18 protein-coding genes and 1 tRNA gene are annotated in these 19623 nt (G+C 62.3%); 6 read left to right on the forward strand and 13 right to left on the reverse strand.

What is annotated here, in order from left to right:
• Positions 1-48: 48 nt before the first annotated feature.
• The 3 genes from parE to AC1RQF_RS16840 all read right to left on the reverse strand — a co-directional run bounded on the left by parE (position 49) and on the right by AC1RQF_RS16840 (position 4750).
• The gene (gene parE, locus AC1RQF_RS16830) at positions 49-2031 is read right to left on the reverse strand and encodes a DNA topoisomerase IV subunit B (RefSeq protein ID WP_273998526.1); all 1983 of its coding nucleotides are present in this window, start codon (positions 2029-2031) and stop codon (positions 49-51) included.
• A 247-nt stretch (positions 2032-2278) separates the two neighbouring features.
• Positions 2279-4222, reverse strand: a complete 1944-nt coding sequence (locus AC1RQF_RS16835; protein ID WP_273998527.1) for an ATP-binding cassette domain-containing protein — start codon at positions 4220-4222, stop codon at positions 2279-2281.
• Between the two features lie 120 nt (positions 4223-4342).
• Positions 4343-4750, reverse strand: coding sequence for a DUF4399 domain-containing protein (locus AC1RQF_RS16840; RefSeq protein WP_273998528.1), 408 nt, complete (start codon positions 4748-4750; stop codon positions 4343-4345).
• Positions 4751-4948: 198 nt separating this feature from the next.
• Here AC1RQF_RS16840 and AC1RQF_RS16845 point away from each other — a divergent pair, with 198 nt between their 5' ends.
• Entirely contained in the window at positions 4949-5131 is a 183-nt protein-coding gene (locus tag AC1RQF_RS16845) for a rubredoxin (protein ID WP_273998530.1), read from the forward strand.
• 145 nt (positions 5132-5276) lie between these two features.
• A complete protein-coding gene (locus AC1RQF_RS16850) occupies positions 5277-5699 on the forward strand; it encodes a hypothetical protein (protein WP_273998531.1) in 423 nt (140 codons plus the stop codon).
• Positions 5700-5927: 228 nt separating this feature from the next.
• Here the strand turns inward: AC1RQF_RS16850 and AC1RQF_RS16855 are convergent, their stop codons facing one another.
• The gene (locus tag AC1RQF_RS16855) at positions 5928-6542 is read right to left on the reverse strand and encodes a trypsin-like serine protease (protein WP_273998533.1); all 615 of its coding nucleotides are present in this window, start codon (positions 6540-6542) and stop codon (positions 5928-5930) included.
• 272 nt (positions 6543-6814) lie between these two features.
• Here AC1RQF_RS16855 and AC1RQF_RS16860 point away from each other — a divergent pair.
• Positions 6815-6889 (forward strand) — tRNA-Arg (locus AC1RQF_RS16860).
• Between the two features lie 170 nt (positions 6890-7059).
• Complete coding sequence (locus tag AC1RQF_RS16865) at positions 7060-8289, forward strand: tyrosine-type recombinase/integrase (protein WP_492872516.1); 1230 nt, start codon at positions 7060-7062, stop codon at positions 8287-8289.
• A 404-nt stretch (positions 8290-8693) separates the two neighbouring features.
• Here AC1RQF_RS16865 and AC1RQF_RS16870 read toward each other — a convergent pair whose 3' ends face one another.
• Entirely contained in the window at positions 8694-9251 is a 558-nt protein-coding gene (locus AC1RQF_RS16870; RefSeq protein ID WP_492872517.1) for a hypothetical protein, read from the reverse strand.
• Between the two features lie 318 nt (positions 9252-9569).
• Between AC1RQF_RS16870 and AC1RQF_RS16875 the strand changes: the two genes are divergently transcribed.
• Complete coding sequence (locus tag AC1RQF_RS16875; RefSeq protein WP_492872518.1) at positions 9570-10070, forward strand: hypothetical protein; 501 nt, start codon at positions 9570-9572, stop codon at positions 10068-10070.
• A 442-nt stretch (positions 10071-10512) separates the two neighbouring features.
• Complete coding sequence (locus AC1RQF_RS16880; RefSeq protein ID WP_492872519.1) at positions 10513-10971, forward strand: hypothetical protein; 459 nt, start codon at positions 10513-10515, stop codon at positions 10969-10971.
• A gap of 54 nt (positions 10972-11025) precedes the next feature.
• On the opposite strand, the gene AC1RQF_RS16885 is transcribed toward AC1RQF_RS16880, so the two are convergent.
• From AC1RQF_RS16885 to AC1RQF_RS16920, 8 genes are all read right to left on the reverse strand, one after another.
• On the reverse strand, positions 11026-11628 hold the full coding sequence (locus AC1RQF_RS16885) for a hypothetical protein (RefSeq protein ID WP_492872520.1): 603 nt from the start codon (positions 11626-11628) through the stop codon (positions 11026-11028).
• Positions 11628-12110 (reverse strand): glycoside hydrolase family 108 protein, encoded by a 483-nt coding sequence (locus AC1RQF_RS16890; protein ID WP_492872521.1) that lies wholly within the window; start codon positions 12108-12110, stop codon positions 11628-11630. Before AC1RQF_RS16890 ends, AC1RQF_RS16885 begins: the two co-directional genes overlap by 1 nt.
• The gene (locus AC1RQF_RS16895) at positions 12094-12483 is read right to left on the reverse strand and encodes a hypothetical protein (protein ID WP_492872522.1); all 390 of its coding nucleotides are present in this window, start codon (positions 12481-12483) and stop codon (positions 12094-12096) included. The genes AC1RQF_RS16890 and AC1RQF_RS16895 overlap by 17 nt, the downstream gene beginning before the upstream one ends.
• Complete coding sequence (locus tag AC1RQF_RS16900) at positions 12480-12683, reverse strand: hypothetical protein (RefSeq protein ID WP_492872523.1); 204 nt, start codon at positions 12681-12683, stop codon at positions 12480-12482. Before AC1RQF_RS16900 ends, AC1RQF_RS16895 begins: the two co-directional genes overlap by 4 nt.
• Before the next feature lie 14 nt (positions 12684-12697).
• Positions 12698-14728 carry a putative phage tail protein gene (locus AC1RQF_RS16905; protein WP_492872524.1) on the reverse strand — a complete coding sequence of 677 codons (2031 nt, stop codon included), beginning with the start codon at positions 14726-14728 and terminating at the stop codon, positions 12698-12700.
• 63 nt (positions 14729-14791) lie between these two features.
• Positions 14792-17368 carry a lytic transglycosylase domain-containing protein gene (locus tag AC1RQF_RS16910; RefSeq protein ID WP_492872525.1) on the reverse strand — a complete coding sequence of 859 codons (2577 nt, stop codon included), beginning with the start codon at positions 17366-17368 and terminating at the stop codon, positions 14792-14794.
• A complete protein-coding gene (locus tag AC1RQF_RS16915) occupies positions 17368-18906 on the reverse strand; it encodes a hypothetical protein (protein WP_492872526.1) in 1539 nt (512 codons plus the stop codon). Before AC1RQF_RS16915 ends, AC1RQF_RS16910 begins: the two co-directional genes overlap by 1 nt.
• A complete protein-coding gene (locus AC1RQF_RS16920) occupies positions 18906-19613 on the reverse strand; it encodes a hypothetical protein (RefSeq protein ID WP_492872527.1) in 708 nt (235 codons plus the stop codon). Before AC1RQF_RS16920 ends, AC1RQF_RS16915 begins: the two co-directional genes overlap by 1 nt.
• Positions 19614-19623: the final 10 nt, after the last annotated feature.

Here is a 19623-nt window from a genome sequence, read left to right on the forward strand (position 1 = left end):
CCGTGTTCTGTATGTGGCGCGAGTGCGAGCGGGCGGGGCCCGCCGCACTCAGATATCCGCTTCGACTTCGTTGCCCTTTTCCTCGAGCCAGCTGCGGCGCGCGGCGGCTTCGCCCTTGCCCATCAACATCGTCATCCGCGCGACGGTGCGCTCGTAGTCGAGGTCGCCGAGCCGCACCGGCATCAGGCGGCGGGTGTCGGGATTCATCGTCGTGTCCCACAGCTGCTCGGCGCTCATTTCGCCGAGACCCTTGAAGCGGCTCACGCTCAGCTGGCTCTCGCGCACCCCTTCCTTCGCGAGCTTGTCGAAGATCGCGACGCGCTCGCCCTCGTCGAGCGCGTAGAGCTTCTGCGCGGGCTTCTTGCCGCGCGCGGGCGCATCGACCCGGAACAGGGGCGGACGCGCGACGAACACGTGACCGCGCTCGATCAGCTGCGGGAAGTGCTTGAAGAACAGCGTGAGCAGCAGCACCTGGATGTGCGAACCGTCGACGTCCGCATCCGACAGGATGCAGATCTTGCCGTAGCGCAGGTTCGACAGGTCGACGCTGTCGTCGGGGCTGTGCGGATCGACGCCGATCGCGACCGAGATGTCGTGCACCTCGTTGTTCGCGAACAGGCGGTCGCGCTCGGTTTCCCAGGTGTTGAGCACCTTGCCGCGCAGCGGCAGGATCGCCTGGTATTCCTTGTCGCGGCCCATCTTGGCCGAGCCGCCCGCCGAATCGCCCTCGACCAGGAACAGCTCGTTGCGCGCGATGTCCTCGGTCTCGCAGTCGGTCAGCTTGCCCGGCAGCACCGCGACGCCCGAGCTCTTGCGCTTCTCGACCTTCTGGCCCGCACGGGTGCGCGCCTGCGCCTGCTTGATCACGAGCTCCGCGAGCTTCTTGCCGTGCTCGACGTGCTGGTTCAGCCACAGTTCGAGCGCCGGACGCGCGAACGACGACACGAGCTTGACCGCGTCGCGGCTGTTCAGCCGCTCCTTGATCTGCCCTTGGAACTGCGGATCGAGCACCTTCGCGGACAGCACGAAGGACACCCGCGCGAACACGTCCTCGGCGAGCAGCTTCACGCCCTTGGGCTGAAGGTTGTGCAGCTCGACGAAGCTCTTCACCGCCTGGTAGAGGCCGTCGCGCAGGCCCGACTCATGGGTGCCGCCCGCGGGCGTCGGGATCAGGTTCACGTAGGACTCGCGCACGAGCGAGCCTTCCTCGCTCCAGGCGACCACCCACGACGCGCCCTCGCCCTCGGCGAACGAATCGTCGCCCGAACGGCCGTCCGCGAAGCGCTCGCCCTCGAACAGCGGGATCAGCAGCTCGCTGTCGTTCATCCCTTCGAGCAGGTAGCCGCGCAGGCCGTCCTCGTACTTCCAGCTCTGGCGCTCGCCCGTCTTCTCGTTGATGAACGCCACCTCGACGCCCGGCAGCAGCACCGCCTTGGAGCGCAGCAGGCGCTGCAGCTCGCCGAGCGGCAGGTTCGGCGAATCGAAGTACGTCGGATTCGGCCAGACCGTCACGCGGGTGCCGGTCTTCTTCTCGCCGCGCCCCGCCGACTGGATCGCCAGCTGCCGCACCACGTCGCCTTCCGCGAAACCGAGCGTGGCGACCTTGCCGTCGCGCCACACCGTCACGTCGAGACGCGTCGCGAGCGCGTTGGTGACCGACACGCCGACGCCGTGCAGGCCGCCCGAGAACGTGTACGCGCCGCCCGCGGCCTTGTCGAACTTGCCGCCCGCATGCAGGCGCGTGTAGACGATCTCGACCACCGGCACGCCTTCCTCCGGATGCAGGCCGAACGGAATGCCGCGCCCGTCGTCCTCCACCGATACCGATTGATCCGCGTGCAGCGTGACCGTGATCTGCTTGCCGTAACCGCCCAACGCCTCGTCGGACGCGTTGTCGATGACTTCCTGGATGATGTGCAGCGGATTCTCGGTCCGGGTGTACATACCGGGCCGCTGCTTGACGGGCTCGAGGCCCTTCAGCACCTTGATCGATGCTTCGCTATACGCCGCGCTGGGCTTTTTCGTGGACATAGGCGCTTGGGTTCGTCATTCCTCGTGAAGTTATCCACAGCTACTGTGGATAACGTCGTGGACAAAACGTTGAATTCGATAAAAAAGCGAATCGAAACAATGGCGAGCTTAGATTGCTTCGAAAGCGGGCGGCGGCCACTGTGCAAAACGCAGTGGCGGGCCGCCCGGAGCGCCGTCGCTCCGGGCGCGCCGCGCCGAACGGGCCGTATTCTACTGGTTCCGTCGGCGCGCCTTCATGAACGGAGGCTTACACAGGCTTGCGCTTGGCCTCGAGCAGCTCCCAGCGCTCGAGCGCGGCGAGGAGTTCGTCGTCGAGCGCGGCGAAGCGCTCGGTCAGGCGGGCGCCCTCCTGGGCGTCGCGCGCGAAGATCGCGCCGTCCTCGAGCTGGGCGCCGATCGCCTTCTGCTCGGCCTCCAGCGCCGCGATCCGGTCGGGCAGCCCGTCCAGCTCGCGCTGCTCGTTGAACGACAGCTTCACCGTGCGCTGGGCATTGCGGCCGGGCGCGCCCTTCGCGTCGTCGCGCACGGGGGCCGGCTCCTTGGGCGCGCGCTTCGCGGCCTCCTGCTGGGCCAGCTGCGCCGCGCGCCCGCGCTGCACCTGCCAGTCGGAGAAGCCGCCGACGTACTCGCGCCACAGGCCGTCGCCTTCCGCCGCGATCACCGAGGTCGCGACGTTGTCGAGGAACGCGCGGTCGTGGCTGACGAGCAGTACGGTGCCGTCGTAGTCGGTCAGCAGCTCCTCGAGGAGTTCGAGCGTCGGGATGTCGAGATCGTTGGTCGGCTCGTCGAGCACCAGCACGTTGGCGGGCCGCGCGAACAGGCGCGCGAGCAGCAGGCGGTTGCGTTCGCCGCCCGACAGCGACTTGACGGGCGAACGCGCGCGCTCGGGCGCGAACAGGAAATCGCCGAGATAGCTCATCACGTGCTTCTTCTCGCCGCCGATCTCGACCCACTCGCTGCCGGGGCTGATCGTGTCCGCGAGGCTCTTCTCGGCATCGAGCTGCGCGCGCATCTGGTCGAAGTACGCGACCTGGAGGTTGGTGCCGGTGCGCACCGTGCCTTCGTCGGGCTGGATCTCGCCGAGGATCAGCTTGAGCAGCGTGGTCTTGCCGGCGCCGTTCGCGCCGATGAAGCCGATCTTGTCGCCGCGCATCACCGTCGCCGAGAAGCGCTCGACCACCGCGCGCGCGCCGTAGCGCTTCGTCACGTCGGTCAGCTCCGCGACGATCTTGCCCGAGCGCTCGCCCTGGGCGACGTCGAGCTTGACGTTGCCCTGCACGTTGCGGCGCTCCGCGCGCTCGTTGCGCATCTGTTCGAGGCGCGCGACGCGCCCGACGCTGCGGGTGCGGCGCGCCTCGACGCCCTTGCGGATCCACACCTCTTCCTGGGCGAGGAACTTGTCGAACTTCTCGTTCTCGACGCGCTCCACCTCCAGCTGCTGGGCCTTGCGGACCTGGTACGCCGAGAAATTCCCGGGATAGGACAGCAGGCGGCCGCGATCGAGCTCGACGATGCGGGTCGCCACCCGGTCGAGGAACGCGCGGTCGTGGGTGATGAACAACAGGCCCGCGCGCTGCGACACGAGCAGATCCTCGAGCCAGCGGATGCCGTCGAAATCGAGGTGGTTGGTCGGTTCGTCGAGCAGCAGCACGTCGGGCTGGACGACGAGCGCGCGCGCGAGCGCGACGCGCTTTTGCATGCCGCCCGACAGCGCGTCGACCTGCGCCTCGCCGTCGAGGCCGATCTGCGCGAGCGTGGTGGCGACGCGGGTGCGCCAGTTCCAGGCGTCGGTCGCGTCGAGCGACGACTGCAGCGCATTCATGCGGGCCAGCAGCGTGTCGTGCTCCGCGCCCTCGGGCGTGTCGGCGAGACGATGCGCGATCGCATCGTATTCGTCGTGCAGCTCGCGGGCGTGCGTGAGGCCCGACGCGACCGCATCGAACACCGACAGCCCGGCGTCGAACTCGGGCTCCTGCGGCACGTACACCGTCACGAGATCCTGCTGGCGCGTGACGAGGCCGTCGTCGGGCCGCGCGAGTTCCGCGACGATCTTCAGGAGCGACGACTTGCCTGCGCCGTTGCGGCCGATCAGACCGACGCGTTCGCCGGCCTCGAGCGAGAAATCCGCGTGATCGAGCAACGCGACGTGGCCGAACGCGAGTTGGGCGCCGGTGATGGAATAAAGCGACATGGAGGAAACGGCGAAGAGGAATCGGAAGCGCCCATTGTACCGGGCGCGGCGCGCGGCGCCGCACTGGCCTGATGGCCGAGGCGGCGAACGGCAAAACCCGCGAACGCGGGCGGGGCAGACTCAGTGGTCGACGTTGACTGAAATCGTCTGGCTTATTTCGGGACCATACGAGCGGTGGGCGCCGTCGCCGAACTGCAGGGTCAGCGTGTGCCGGCCGGGCGGCAAGACGATATCGGTCTCGGTCTGGCCCTTGCCGTAGTGCAGCGACCGATCGGAGGCGGGAATCACGTCGCCTTTCGGAACCGGCCGGCCGTCGATCAGCAGGTGATGATGGCCCGTGTTCGGCGTCATGTCGCCGGCCGGCCGGATCTCCATGCCTTCGAGGCCGAACTTCACGTGTATCGGGTTCGACACGGTCGCGCCGTCATCCGGCGCGACGAAATACACCCGCGCCTCGGCGCGGGCAGCGGCGGACGCGACGAGCGCGGCCGCACAGAACAATCCGGCGATCCATTTCGTGTTGCGCATCGATTTCCTCCTTCTGACGTGAAAGGCCCTCGCAGCATACACCGCTGTTGCGCGGCACGGCGCTGGGGTTCCGGGGCGGGCGCGTTTGAAACGGGCGCGGGCGAGGCGGCGCGCGAATTCCGGTACCATTGCGCGTTTTCCGCCGGCTGCGAACGTGCGCCGGCGCATCGGATCAACGCATCATTGGGAACGCAACACATGAGCGAAGTCATCGAATACAAGAGCTGGGTCTGCCTGATCTGCGGCTGGATCTACAACGAAGCGGATGGGCTGCCGGATGAAGGCATCGCGCCCGGTACGCTGTTCGCCGACATCCCGAACGACTGGCGCTGCCCGCTGTGCGACGTGGGCAAGGAAGATTTCGTCACGGTCGAGTTTTGAGTCTGATCCGGGGGAGTGGCACGGGTCGCGTCAATCACCTGCCCGGGCTCACCGCCTGAGCGTCGGTTTCTCGACTGACGATCCCGCCAATCCAGCGTCACCTCCCAGAATACGTAGGTTACTCCGCGCATTGCCCCGATTTAGCATGGATGAACCCGGCGACCCGACAAGGGGTGCGCCGCGGTTGGCGTCTGTCGACAGCTTGCGCTCGCGGCATGGTCGATACGGCGCCACCATTTACAAACCGGATGACATCCTGGAGAAAAAAATGGCCACTCCTCGCATTTCCTGGGGCTCCGTCAATGCGAACGGGCAAATCATCAGCGGCAGCAACGACTTCACCGTCACGAATACCAGCAGCGGACGGTACACCATTGCGTTCAATCAGGGATTCTCGACGACGCCCGCCGTGGTCGGATCGCAGAACAATTACGACAACGCCAATCAGAGCAACCTGGATGGCGTAGCCTTCCCGTTCGTCAACACGAACTCCTTCCAGATCAATACCGGCGACGGCACCGGCAAGGCGGCGAATCGCAGCTTCGCCTTCATTGCAATCGGCGCCTGACGATCCGGCAAGGTCCGCTGTAACGCGCCCTCGTCGACAGGCAGGGCGCGTTTTGCTTCATGCACAGTCCGCTGGGCAGACGATTTCCTCGTATGGCATGTCGATGCTTCACACATAGATCCGAGCGCACGAGGCGGGAGCCGCACACGGTGCGCGGGCGTAAATGTGGGCGGGAGCCGCGCCGCCGCGTTCGGTCACCATCGTCGCTCGCGGTCGTCATGACCTTGTCTAGTCCCAGACCAGATTGTCGAACGGGGTAAACCACCCGCAGTATTTGCCGTCGTGTTTCACGCGACCGCCGTACACGCCAAAGCAGATCTCGGTGCCCTCGCCGACCACCGGCGCGCCGCTGTCCCCATCCTGGGTCTGGATCCCGTTGTCAAACTCCACGAGGACCACGTTCCGGGCCACTTCGTTGGTTTCCGGGACGGTGATATCGACGTCCGGTTCGAGCACCGTGCCGGTCAAGGTGCCGCTTGCCATGCCTTCCAGCCAGACTCGCGAACCCCGTCCAGGCAGCACGCTCGCGCCGAACTGCACGGTCCGGGTTCCCTGATTCGTCCAGATCTGGTTGAGCGCGGCCTCGACGCCCGGCGCGATGCTGACCAGCGCGATGTCCTGGGGCGTGTCGGCGTGCAGGAAGTTCTCGCGCAGCTCGCCGACCACGTGCGCATCGTCGGGCTGCCCCACTTTCTTGTCCTTGGCGCCGAACACATGGCCCGCCGTCACGAAGCATTTGTCGCCCTCGTACATCACGACGAGACCCAGGGTGCCGATCTTGCTGTGGGTGACGATTCGAATGCCGCCGACGAGCGGGCGCACCTTGAGATGGTTCTCGGGCATGGCTGGCTCCTGTTGCGGTGAATGGACGCGGCTGGAATGTCGGTCCCGATTCAGGGACGTGCGGGGCGGGTGGGTGTGAAGGGCGGGGGGTACGGGATTGGATGGGTGTGTTTGTCTGCGTCGATGCGTGTTATTTGCAAGGTCTTTGATATACTCTGCGCTCGCCGGCGGGGGCGTCATGCTCCGGCTCCGGTGTTGTGCAGGCATATCGATTTCAATAGCGATATGCCCGGGCCGGTTGGTTGACGCATTCAACCCGGCCAGACTATCCGCTCCCCGTAGTTCAATGGATAGAACAAGCGCCTCCTAAGCGCTAGATACAGGTTCGATTCCTGTCGGGGGGACCATCTAAGTTCCCAACACTTCCCAAGTTTACCCAAAAAATCGCGCACAGCCTTGTGTCGCCTAGGCTTTTTCTGCCATCATTGCCCAAGGTTGCCAAGTACAAGCCAAGTACTTTGGGGGTATCAGTGGGGATATACCCCAAAGTACACGGCTCCGATACCCCCATCATCAAATGCCGAAGCGAACTGATCCGCTAACTGAACTGCAGGTGCGCCGTGCCAAGGCCGCCGAACAGCCTTACCGCTTAGCTGACGGCAAGGGGCTCTATTTGCAGGTCATGCCGAACGGCTCTCGGTACTGGCGCATGAAGTATCGATTTGACGGAAAGGAAAAGCTTGCGTCATTCGGCGTCTATCCCGAAGTGACACTGGCCGAGGCTCGGCAAGCCTGCCTCAATGCACGAAAGCAACTCGCCGCCGGCACCGATCCGACCGAACAGAAGCGGGAAGTCAAACGCACTCGGGCGATCGCAGCAGCGTCGACGTTTGAGGCTGTCGCGCGCGAGTGGTTTACGACCCAGAAGGATGGCTGGACCGAAGTGTATGCGGGCAAGGTGATCAACTCGCTGGAGGTCGATGTTTTCCCCCGAATCGGCCATCGCCCGATACGAGATATCGAGGCGCCCGACATGCTGGAGATCCTGAGGGCTGTCGAATCCCGCGGCGTGCGCGAGACAGCAAAGCGCATCCTCCAGCGCTCACGGGCGGTGTTCCAGTACGGAATCATGACCGGGAAATGCCCCCGCAATCCGGCCGCGGACATCGATGCCGAGACAGTTCTCAAGAAAGGGGCCGGCGTCCAACACATGGCGCGGGTCAAGCCCGTCGAAATTCCGCAGCTCATGCGAGACATATCCGCATACCAAGGCGATCTCGTCACGCGGCTGGCGCTTCGCTTCATGGCTCTGACGTTCACTCGGACAACCGAGATGATCAACGCCGAATGGGATGAGTTCGACGAACGCGCCGCCGAATGGCGGATTCCGCCCGAGCGGATGAAGATGCGCGATCCGCATATCGTCCCGCTGTCGCGCCAGGCGCTCGACACATTGGCCGCGTTGCGTGAGCTGAACGGCACCCATCGGCATGTCTTTTACAGCGTTCAAGGCCGGAGCCACATCTCTAACAACACGATGCTCTACGCGCTCTACCGCATGGGCTACAAGTCTCGGATGACCGGCCACGGGTTTCGGGGGCTGGCTGCAACCGTGCTTCGCGAACTCGGTTATAGCCGCGATGTCGTCGACCGCCAGCTCGCCCACGCGGAACGCAACCAGGTCACTGCAGCGTACGTGCACGCCGAGTTTTTGCCCGAGCGCCGGAAGATGATGCAGCACTGGGCAGATCACCTCGACGCACTGGAGACAGGTGCCGCGGTCATCCCGATCAACGTCGGGCGATAGGGACTTGGTCGGCGTGGAGCCTGACGAGCAATCTAGAAAACCGTGTTGCCCGTGGCGCTGTTTCGCACCTTCGCGTATAGGAAATGCTGGTGCACCTTCGCCTCCCGCCCCTTCATATGCGCAACAGGCTACACGCGGCTAGTAGCTATATGAACGAGGAATTGCGCAAATGCCGGGACAGTTGCAATCCAACTCATTCAAGTTACTTGCGATGAACGAAGTAACTTGCCTGACATCGGCTGCTGGAGGAACACCGTATCTTCTCGCTAGCGATTCTGCACGGGCATGTATCGCATCAACCCTTCTATTGTGACAACTCACCATCGCCTTCACGTCATCAAGGGTCTGCTGCAAGTGCTTATGGGCTACGGTACCTGGTTGGAGAGGAAGCGCAGCGTTCATGCTCAGACGCTCGCAGAATGGCCACGGCCACGATGACGAATCACGTGCCCCAAGACATCCTCTGCCTCATCTGTGCCAAGTATGGTCGGGAGGTAATCGTTATCCCAATCTTTCCCTGCATTCTTGACTGCGGCGAGAGCGGCTTCCCGAGTCTCAGGCGGCGAAGAACTGAGCGCTAACTCAACAGCCTGGAGAGCTGCCAACTCCCGACTTTTAAGTAATTGGCGAACATTCATGATCTTCTTCCTCCGGAAGATGAACAACTCGAGCACCACAACGACGGCGGCAAATACTGACCCCAAATTCAACATTGTCCGCAATGCAAGAAAAAAACTAAACAGCCAAGGCTTCGAATCGCACAATGCCGCCGGTTGATCTGGCCATGTTGCGCCGTTCATCAACTCCATCCACCGACGAATTCCTTGCATCTCACTGCAACCCGTTAATCCGAAACAAGCTGTAAGGACAACAAGCAACAACCCCATGCCGCCATAGACCACGACACGCCAAATTTTCGGGTTTATACCTTGGCTCTCATCGGCTGCTGCCGAACCAGTCATATATACCCATCCCCCGTTAGTGGTCCCGTTGAGGGAGCGAGGCGATTGTAACGAGCATCCCATCTATAGGATTCGTTATATTGTCTCCGATCAAAAAAACAACCAGTAGTTGCCCGTCTAGATACATTTGCCAGTGTCAAGCGGTACATTGCGCTTGCCTTCTCTGTAGGTCAGTCATACCACCCCCTGATCTCCGTCGAGTACCCATCTCATGAGGGTGCCCGTTGTGGAACGAGTCCAGGCTACGATCCGGAAAGTAAAAGTGTCAGAATCTACAGACAAAGCCACACATCCCAGCGAAGAATAATTGGAGGGTGAATGAACCTTGACCGCACCTACCAGCGAGAGCTACTGGAAGAACTTGCTCACGTCTATCCCAATTACGTTGATAACCGGACGCTCCTGCAGCCTGAAGGGGCCGAGGCGACCCGCCGATACATCGCAAACATCGCCTACCTGGATCAACATGGGCTGGTCGACTGCCCCGCCCATTCATTTGGCCCCGGAGAGACAAAGGCTTGGGGGCTCCCGAGTATCACGGCTCGCGGGATGGACTTCCTCGCCGACGACGGTGGCTTGTCCGAAATCTTGGGTGTCATGACCGTCAAGCTCCGCGAGGACACGCTGAAGGAACTGATCGGCCAACGGATCGCTGAGTCCGACTTGCTCGAACCCGATAAGTCTCAGCTCCTCGATCAGCTCAAGTCACTTCCGGGTGAAGCAATCAAGCACCTCACCCTGAAGCTAGTGGACGCTGGGCTCTCGAACTGGCCGGTGGCATTGCAAGCTATCCAAGCATTCGCGCATCGAGCCGCCTGACAGCGTCACGGGATCGTCAATGTCATCAGCGTCAGAATTTTGGCAGGAACACGAGCGGAAGGTTAAGGCGACATGGCGCTCCGTCGCATGCCTGCTTGGATTCGCAGCCCTCCTGCTGATCGCGCTACCGTGTACCGATCTTCTACGCCCGGCGAGTGACTCGATGGCTCAATGGTTCCAACGAGCCGGTGCGCCAGTCACGATATTTGCCTTCTTGGCGCAGAACAAAGCGAGTCACCTAGGTGATCTGATCACCCCTGGGACATTCAGTACCCCGGAGATTATGGCGCTGAGATCTCGGTATCTTCCAAGACAGGAGTGGGGTCTATGGCTTTCCACCTGCCTCACGATTATTGGAACCATCGTTTGGGCCTACGGCGACATCCTGTTAAATAACGTTGCGCGCTTGGTTTCAACGGCCGCATAAATTCCCCATGCTCCGATGATTCAGATCATCCTCGATTCAAACATCTACGATCTCCTCGAGCAGGATACGGCGAGCCTGAAGTTGTTACGCGGCCTGATTGAGCAGCAAGCGACTGCGGTTCTGATGCCGCGCCAAATAGCGGAAGAACTGCATAAGCGCTCGGCCGGATTTCCAGATCTGTTTCCCGTCGAGATCATCGGCCACGCGGTTGCACGGGCTGACATCATGCGCGCCGGAGACTATTTAGGTTCGGGCAAAATCTATGACGCTCATCGCGGCACATCCAATAGCGAAGCAGATGCGTTCATCGTCGATGTTGCTGCGATGGTTGCCGACTGGTTCGTCTCAGAGGACCGACGCAGTCTACGGCGCTTTCCCAATGGAGTTCGCTGTACTCCCATGCGCTACAACGACTTCTGCGAGAAACTCCGGAATCTCGGAAACACATCGGACACTCACTCCAATCTTCCGTAATTCATCTCTCGATGGCAGTTCGGACAGACAACCCCGCCAGCACAATGACGCCAGTCACTTCATGTCGTCATGGGTGACGGTGCCGGGTGAGACCGCGAATTGCGTGATCGTCTGGGTTTGGGATGATGCGTCTTTCGTCATCCCAAAGTAGAACCCAAGAGCCGTCTTCAGCTCATTGAACATATAGCCGATCACGATACCCAACGTCCCGGCCGCAGTGGGGTCTTTCATCACTTGCAACGCTCGACCGTCGAGCATCACGAAAACGACTGCTAGGCACCCGAGGAGAAGGGCCATCGTCACCGCAGGGCGAATCCAGTCATTGGGTTGCTGAGCCGCGAGCTTACGCGCGCTATCGCGGTCTGCCGCTTCTGCGCTGTAGATGTCCTTCTCATACGTAAGTTGTGCCTGGATTGATTGCGTGTTGATCTGGGCAAGTTGAACCTGTTGCTCGAGCACAGCTTTCTGAAATTGAAGCGCAAGGTTTGGGTCGGCTTGGATTGCCGCGAGTGCAGCATCGGGCGCAGATTGTCCAGTAACGGCTTGGGCGACGCCGACCACTTTTGAGGCGACGTCTTCGGCTTTCGATCCGCCGAGCCAGCCGGCTATCATCGGCGCAAACTGGGCGAGCGCCATCGCGATAGGAATCAGCGGCATTATTCAGCCCCTTTCATGAGATTGTTGGCGACGCGCAGCACCCATCCTTTGCCGAAGGTGAGCCACGTCTTGAGGGAAGTGAAATAGCGGATGCGCAGCGCGTTCCAGCGCATCATGAAGCGCAGCGGGTCAACGGCTTGCACTGCGGCGATCGTACGCGGGCCGATTAGGCCATCGACCGACACGCCGGCAGCAGCCTGCATCCAGATCACCGGGTGGCCGCCGTTGTAGTTCGCATCGAAGATTTGGAACGCCACACGCGCATCGAACTGATCGAGATGCAGCGGATCCCAGTACAGTCGCTTCGCGATCGCCTTCGCGGTGTCGCGCGGCATCTCGCGCATCGCGCCGGTGTATCCAGAAGCACGCGCCACGCGCGCCGTGACACCCCACATCGTTTCGCCACCCGGGTCACGCGGGTTGTTCGAATAGCCCCCCTCGTTCCCGATCAACGCATCGAACGCATCATCGAAGCTGCTCATGCCCTTCTCCAGCGATCTTGGCTGCCACCGGATCATCCTCGCCATACAGGTAGACCGTGCAAGCCCGGTGGTATCCGTCCGCGATCAGCAGCCTATCGGCCGTCCGCACGAGCAGGATCGGCGAAAGTTTCTTGCCATCCTGAATCTTGCGGAGGTTACGCTCGACGTGGCTGTTGTGCTTGCCGAGCACCTCGAGACCCGACGCGCGAATGATGTCCTTCGCAGCCCACTGGCAAACCGGCGCAGCGCGCAGCTCATGCACCAGGTCGGCCGCGCATTCCACCGAGAAGTGCAACGATAGGAACGAGAGCGCTGCGGTGTAGTCGTGCTGTTCGGGCTCGTCGAGCCAATGGATATTTTGATCATCATTCATCGCATGCTTCCTTTCCGCGGGAAAAGCCGATCTCGGATCTGCAGCAGCAGCACGATGATCGTTAGCACTCCGACCCACCATGAAATGTCGTGGCCGTTCAGCCATGTCCAGAGCGCCACCATGCCGCCGGCGGGTGTCGCAATCGGCGACGTGGCGTTCGTGACTGCGCTAGCAGCGTTTGAAATCAATTCGTTTTTCATCGACCATTCCTCCTTTAATGGCCCTTGGCGATGTAGTTGATGGTGATGGTCCCGGTAGTTGCCCCTTCTACCGAAATGCCGAATCCGCTTGCGCTAACGGAAGAATTCACCACGCTCACCACTGCATTTCCAAAAGATCCCGCGGGATTCCCGTTGATTGCTATAACGGAATCGCAACCATTCTTGAAGGGCTGCGGGAATGTAACTGACCCAGAACCACCGGTGAGGGGCACCGCGGCATTCGCCGCCCACTTTTCCTCAATTCCGAAGTTGTCGCGCCGCGACCCCGGACTGCCGGCTGTTCCGAACGCGAAAATATTGTTGGTCTGCCCGCTGGAATCGGATATCGGCGTCGCCACCGAATCCATTACATTCGCGTCGGTGAAGGTGATGTTGTTGTTGCCGGTGAACAGGACGAGGCCATATTCGAGATTCGCGAACGAGTTTGCATCGATAAGCGTCTGCGTGATGAGACCGTTTGGATCATTCTGAAACGCGATTCCATAACGCGTCGTGGCATGCGTTGTGGTAAGCCCCGACATTACGTTGTTGCAAATCCGGTTTGACGACCAAAGACCGTGGTTGATGTCGTTCATCGTGAAGTTGATCGCCGTCCAGCTCGTCTGCGTCAGTCCATTGTCGTAGGCGTAAAGGAGGTTCTCCTGGATGTCGACCCACATCATGTTCTGTACCGCTATATCGATGGCGATACAGTTGATATTGCAGGAACCGACACGCACGAACAGATGCTCAACGCTCGACACCACGTTGACGCCGATGTTGTTCGCGACGAGCAGGCACTGCTGAACGTTAAGCCCTTCGAAACCCTGTCCTGTCCCCTGCCCGTTGCAATTAATCGCGCTGTCGCAGAAATAGATATTCGTCTGCTCGATGTACCAGTCACCCGCTTGGGAATCAGTGTCAACCTTGATCCCGAAGCTGCCCGTCGTGTAGCCAACCGCTGGCGCGTTCGAATTCGCGATTCGAACGCGGCAGACCTTCAGAGAAGTCGCGTTGTATAGGCGAATCCCGCCGTTGAACCCGTTCGCCAGTGTGGCGCCGCACACCTCGACATCCTCGATCGTGACGGCGCGCACAGTTGAACCGTTACTGCCGCTACTGTATGAAATGTTCAGGATTGCCGTACTGGTGTTGAGCGTATCACCCGACTGTAGCGATACCTCACGCAAGTTGAATTGATTCGTCGGATAGGTTAGTAGCGTCCCGCCCGTGTGCGTCCAGTTCGAGTTGTTGAAAAATCGGATCGGCGTATTTGACATGCCGCTCCCGCGAACCGTGATAGCCCCCCCACTTGAGATGCCGGTCGTGATTTTGTAGAACGATGCGGGTTGAGGGATGTCAAGACGCACTCGAGCCGATGCGCACCACGCCAGCGCGTTATTGAACGGCGTGTCATCTGACGTCGATCCATCGCCTTTCGCACCGAACTGATAGGGCGTCACGCCGCCGAATATCTGAAGCTTCCACCGACCACCATCCGTCGCGACGATGATCGTGCCGCCATTGTCCGTGCTCGTCGTATCAGTCGGATCGTACTGATACGCCCCGCCACCCCCATCGTGCGGCGCATAGTAGCCCGTGACAAAAGCGCGCGAGTAGATGAGGTGTAAAAGCGCACGCAGCGCCGCGATCGAATCGACGACGCGATTAAGACGCAGTTCCAGTATCTGGTCGAGCGTCGTTCCGTCGAAGCCGATATAGGATGCGCCGGAGGGGGTGCCGGTGGCCGCTAGCGCGGCGCTTCCGACCGCGCCTGAAACCTGATCCTGCGTCCAGATCAGATTGCCGAAGCCGTCGTTGAGAACGAATTTGTACGCCTGCCCCGGCGTCAGCCAGACAGAGGCCTCGCCGCGGGCGTTGATTGGCACCGGATTCGGATTCGGCGTCGTCCCCGTACTATCCGTGTACGTCGCCTGCGGCGTGGTCGTCCCCGCCGCATAGGTCCAGAGTTGCCCCGCAGCCAACGGGTTGCCATTGTTGTCGCAGAACCGCTGGAAGGCCAACGGCGCAAGCTGTACGGTCATTGCCGATCCCCAAAAAGAAAAAACCGCCTCGAGGACGGCTTCGGTACCCGTGTGGTAGCTGGCCTATCGGTTGCCCGATTGCGCGTTGCGGCGCATCTCGTTGACGACGTTCGTGTATTGCTTCTGCGCACGCCGCCCTTCCGCGAGGTCGGACAGCTTCCGGCCGGCGCGCTCGCCGGCGAGTGAACCGAGCCAGCGCGCGCCAGGGATGCCCATCGCCGCACCTAAGGCGTGACCGGCGTTCACGCCAACGCTCGGCGCATACTTCTCGACGAATCCCGGTTTCGCGAGGCGCGATAGCTGGTTGCCCGCGCCCTCGTACGAATGCACGCCCGGCATGATCTGGCCGCCATAATTGAGCGTGTGGAAGGCCTGCGCTTCCTCGGGCGAGAAGTTACGCATGATCTTCTGTCCGACCGACGAATTCAGCACCTTATTGACGGCGTTCTGGTTCCAGACGCCGGCTTTCGCCGCGCCGGCCTCGTACACCGAACGCGCGAGCGCACCGTTCATCTCATCGCGCGCGGCGGCCGCGCTCTGCATGACCTCGTCGGGAACGGGGGGCATGCCATCCGGCGCGCCACGGATCTGCCCGCGTGACAGCTCGTCGAGCGTGTCGTGGATGTGCTGCCACTGATCGAGCGGCAGCGTATTGAGTTTCTGCGGGATGCTCTCGAGCGACGGGCCTGTTTTGATGCCGTTCGCGTCATATTCCCCGAGCGCCGAGCCGATGCCCTTTGAATCGAGCAACGTCTGCTCGGCCTGGTGAATGCGATCGCCGAGTTTGTAGAGCTCCTGGCCACCGGCCGCCGCGATGTCGCGGTCGATCGCTCCGTTGATCTGGCGCACCACATTGCGGTTCGCCGGGCTCCATTCGCTGTTGATCGATTTGCGCACCGCATCCCACGCTGCCACGCTGTTCGGCGCGTACATGTCGCCCGAAACGGGATCGCGAAAGCCGGTCGTGCGCGCTAGATTGATCAGGTCGGCTGCGCCGCCCACGGTGCCTTCGTTGCCGCTCAGGCGCACGCCAGCCTGAAACTGCGGATCACCTAGCAGCGCATCGACGTGCGAGGTTTCGATTGCGTTGTCGCCCGCCGTCGCGCGTGCCTCGTCATAGATGTGGCGCTTCGCATTGCGCAGGTAAGACGTCAGGCTATCGTCGGGACCGTAGAGCGCGTCGTTGATGACGCGGCCGCGCTCCTCGTTGCTCAGGATATTCGGGCTCGCACCGGTCGCATCGACGCGCTGCTGCGCGTAGTCAGCGAGCGCCTGCTGTTCGTTCGCGATCTGCGCCTTCATCGCCTGCGACGCCGGTGTCTGGATCGGTGACTTCGCGGCGGCGTACTCGTCGCGTAGCGTGTTCTCGTTGCCCGTGATCACGCCGGTGCGCACGCTTCCAGCGTTGTCGCCCATGATCTGATTGACGATGCCCGCACGCACCGACTGCTCCTGCGGCGTCACGTCCTGCGAAATCTTCGAGAGCTTGACCTGCGGGAACGCGCCGCGCGATACGTCCTCGCCCGTCAGAACGGGGTACGGATTAAGGTTGGTCGACGCCGCGCCGCCGCCCACTACGGGGCGCGGCTGCATCTCAGGGCCGGTCGGATGAGGCGCAGCTGCCAGGCGTGCGTTCACGTCCTCGGCAGCAGTCGCCAGCGCGGCATCGCGCGCGACCGGCGCCACGGCCTTGACCGCACCCGGCGCGAGCATCGAGAGCGAGCCGGCCATGTTCGTTACGTCCTGCTGCGGCAATCCGGTTGCGTTAGCGACGGCAGTCGCGCCCTTGTTAAGCGCGCCGCCCGCGAGCTGCGCAAGCTGCTGTGAACCTTCGTTCTGATAGCCCGCCGTGTTCGTAACACCGAACAAGTTGCCGACCGGATGGATCGAACCGCCGAAGTCGCCGGCCGCACCTTGCTCGGCCTGCTGCGGCGTCTGTTGGAGCGCGCGGCGTACGGCGTAATCGCCGGCCTGCATCGCCGCGCCCGGCGCGCTCAGTACCGTATCGGCAAGGCCAGCGAGCCCATGCCCGAACGTGCTGAGCGCGCTGGCTTCCTGCTGAGGCTGCGCTTGCGGCGGCAGCGCTGGCGCTTTCGCAGCTTGCTGCGGCGTGTCGATGGCCGATTGCAGCGTGCTCACCAGGTCCGACGTCGGGCCGCTATAGCCGGATGGCTGTTGGCCGACGCTCGACTGACCGGGCGTCGTGGCCGCCGGCACGCTGCTCTGGAACCCCGGCACGCCGTTCATCACATGGTCGATGTACTGCGTCGGATCTGCGTGCACGAAGCCGCCATAGGCCTTGAGCGCACCCTGGTACGTGCCGCCGTTCTGCTGCTTCAACTTCTGGATGTACCAGTCGGCAGCCGCGCGCGATTGCTGCGGGTCGAACGGATCGAACTTGATGCCTTGATTGCGCAGCGTCGCGAGCGTGGACGGCAGGAACTGATACGGACCCATCGCACCCGTCGTCGGGTTCACGAGATTCTTGCCCCCGCTGCTCTCCTGGTTCTGGAGGTTGTCCAGCATCTGCGCGGGCGTGCCGTAATTCTTCGCCGGGTCGAATGCCGACACCCCGCCCCGAGGCGACTGTACCGGCGGGGCACCCGTCGCCTGCTCGAGCGTCGCGAGCAGATCGTCCATTATTCGAGGCTCCCGCCGTTGCTCAGCTGCGTGAGGTTTGCGGCCTTCTTCATCAGCGACTTGAACTGCGCCGAATTCTTGCCGCCCAGGCCGCTGACGATCGAATTTACGGTCGCGGTGTCACCGCCCTTCGCAGCGTTGTACATCTCGAAGATACGCGGATCAAAGTTCGCGCCCCATGCCTGGTCAAACTGACGCTTCGCGAAAACCCCCGCCGACGGATTCGCCGCGATCGCGCGCTCGAGACCCGGCTGGTACGCCTGCGTACCGGACGTGATGGCGTCGTTCAGGCGCGTAACCTGCTTGATCGCCTCGGGCGTGTACGATAGCGAGCCATTCGCCTTGATCTGCGCCTCAAGGCCGGCGTTCGTCTGCGGCCCCATCGACTGCGCGGCCTGCAGCGCGGAGCGCTCAAGCCCCTTGCCGACCAGATCGTACGCCGTCGCGGAATCCTTGGCGTCGCCCGCGTTGAACCCGAATGCACTTGCGATGTTGCGGAACGCCTGCCCGGCGGCCCCGGTCGCGCCGACGTTATCGATATTGTCGAGCACAATCTGGTTGTTCGTATGCTGCAGCCCTGCATTCGCGAACTGCACGCGCGCGGCGTCGCGCTCGTTCTGCAGGACAGGCAGCGCCTGAGCATCGCCCGGTTGCGGCACATAAACGCCCTGCGTCGGCGCATTCGTGATGCTGGTGACGTTGCCGTTCGCATCGCGGCTGATCACGGTGGGGCCGCCCGTAAGCTGGTTCGTACCGACCTGCTGGCGTTCGCCCGGGCCGAGCTGGTTATTGACGCCAACGCCAGTCACGGTGCCCGGCGCAGCGCCGAAGTCGCTCGTATTCGCGACTGGCATCGTCGTGGCGCCGTTGTTGATGAACGAGGTAGCGCTTTGCCGCGCAGCGGCCTGGGTCGCTGCGGGCGTGCCGATTCTGGAGATCGAGCCAAGAAGCATCTGCATCCCCGCGGGGTTGTTCTGCACGTTGTGCAGGCCCTGCATCGCCATATTCCACGTCGCCTGACCGCCATCCGATGCGAGCTGGCCGCGCAGCGTATTGAAAGCATTCCCAATTTGCTCGGGCGTGCCTACAACGCCGTTCGGCCCCATGAACGCGCTGGCCGTCGACGCGATGCGCGCGCGGTCTTGGTCGCTGGTATTCGCTACGTTCGTGCGCCATTGGTTGACCGTGTTCATGTGGCTCACGAGCGCATCACCGAACTGCGCACCGGTCAGCGGCATGTTATTCATCTGCCACTGCTGCGCCTTCTGCGTGTCCAGCAACCCCGTATTCGGGTCGTGGATCAGGTGATCGGGATCGTTCTTCAGGAGATCCGCGTACGCCTTCCACTCGACGTTTTGCTGGGTCGTCTGGTCGGCCTGGTTGTTTAGGTTCGTCGTCTCGGCCTGCATCAGCTGATTCTGCTGCCGAATGTTCTGCAGCTGCGCAAGGCCGGACAGTGCCTGCGTGGCCTGCCCCATCGACTGGAACGGATTGAACTGCTGCGCCTGCAGCGGGATTGAGGTATCGAGCGTAGCCATTACGTAAGCCCCCATGCAGAAGCGCCGGTGGCCGTCGCGGGCGTCCACATGCCGCCTGATGCCGCCGACGGATTGGCGAGCGAGTTCAGCATGTAGTAGCCCATGCCGTTATTCACTGCGCCCGTGATCGCGTTGTTCATCCCCATCGTGCCGGCCGCCTGCGCATTGCCAGCAGCCATCGTCGTATTCGCCACGTTCGCACCGGTTTGCGTGGCCGCCTGCCCCACGTTCGCCGCCGCGTTTTCTCCGAGGTTCGCGAGATTCGACAGCCGGTTGTAGATGTTCTGATTCTGCGTCTGGTACTGGTTGAACTGGTTGCCGTACTGCGTCTGGTAGTCGTTGAACGCGTTCTGGAACGCGGTCCCCGCCATGTTCTGGTTGTAATTGACCAGGCTCTTCAGCGCGGCGCCGGATAGTACACCGTCCTGCGCCGCCTGGCTGTTCTGCAACGCCTGCTGGCCCTGCTGCAACTGGAAGTTGTACGCAGGCGACATGTACTGCTGCCAGTTTGTATTGTTGATCGACGGCTGGATCGCCATCGGCGTGTTCAACGACGGCAATTGCCCGGTCAAGGTGGACAGCGCATTGCTGCCGGCGCTCATGTACGGCTGCAGGTTCTGTTGCGTCGTGTTGAACATGCCCAATTGGGCATTCGTCGCGTTGTTCGCAGCGTCGGCCTGCGTGTTCGCGGCGGACTGCGACGACACGGCTCCGATA

It is taken from the genome of Burkholderia sp. GW821-FHT14F03 (genome assembly GCF_058803765.1).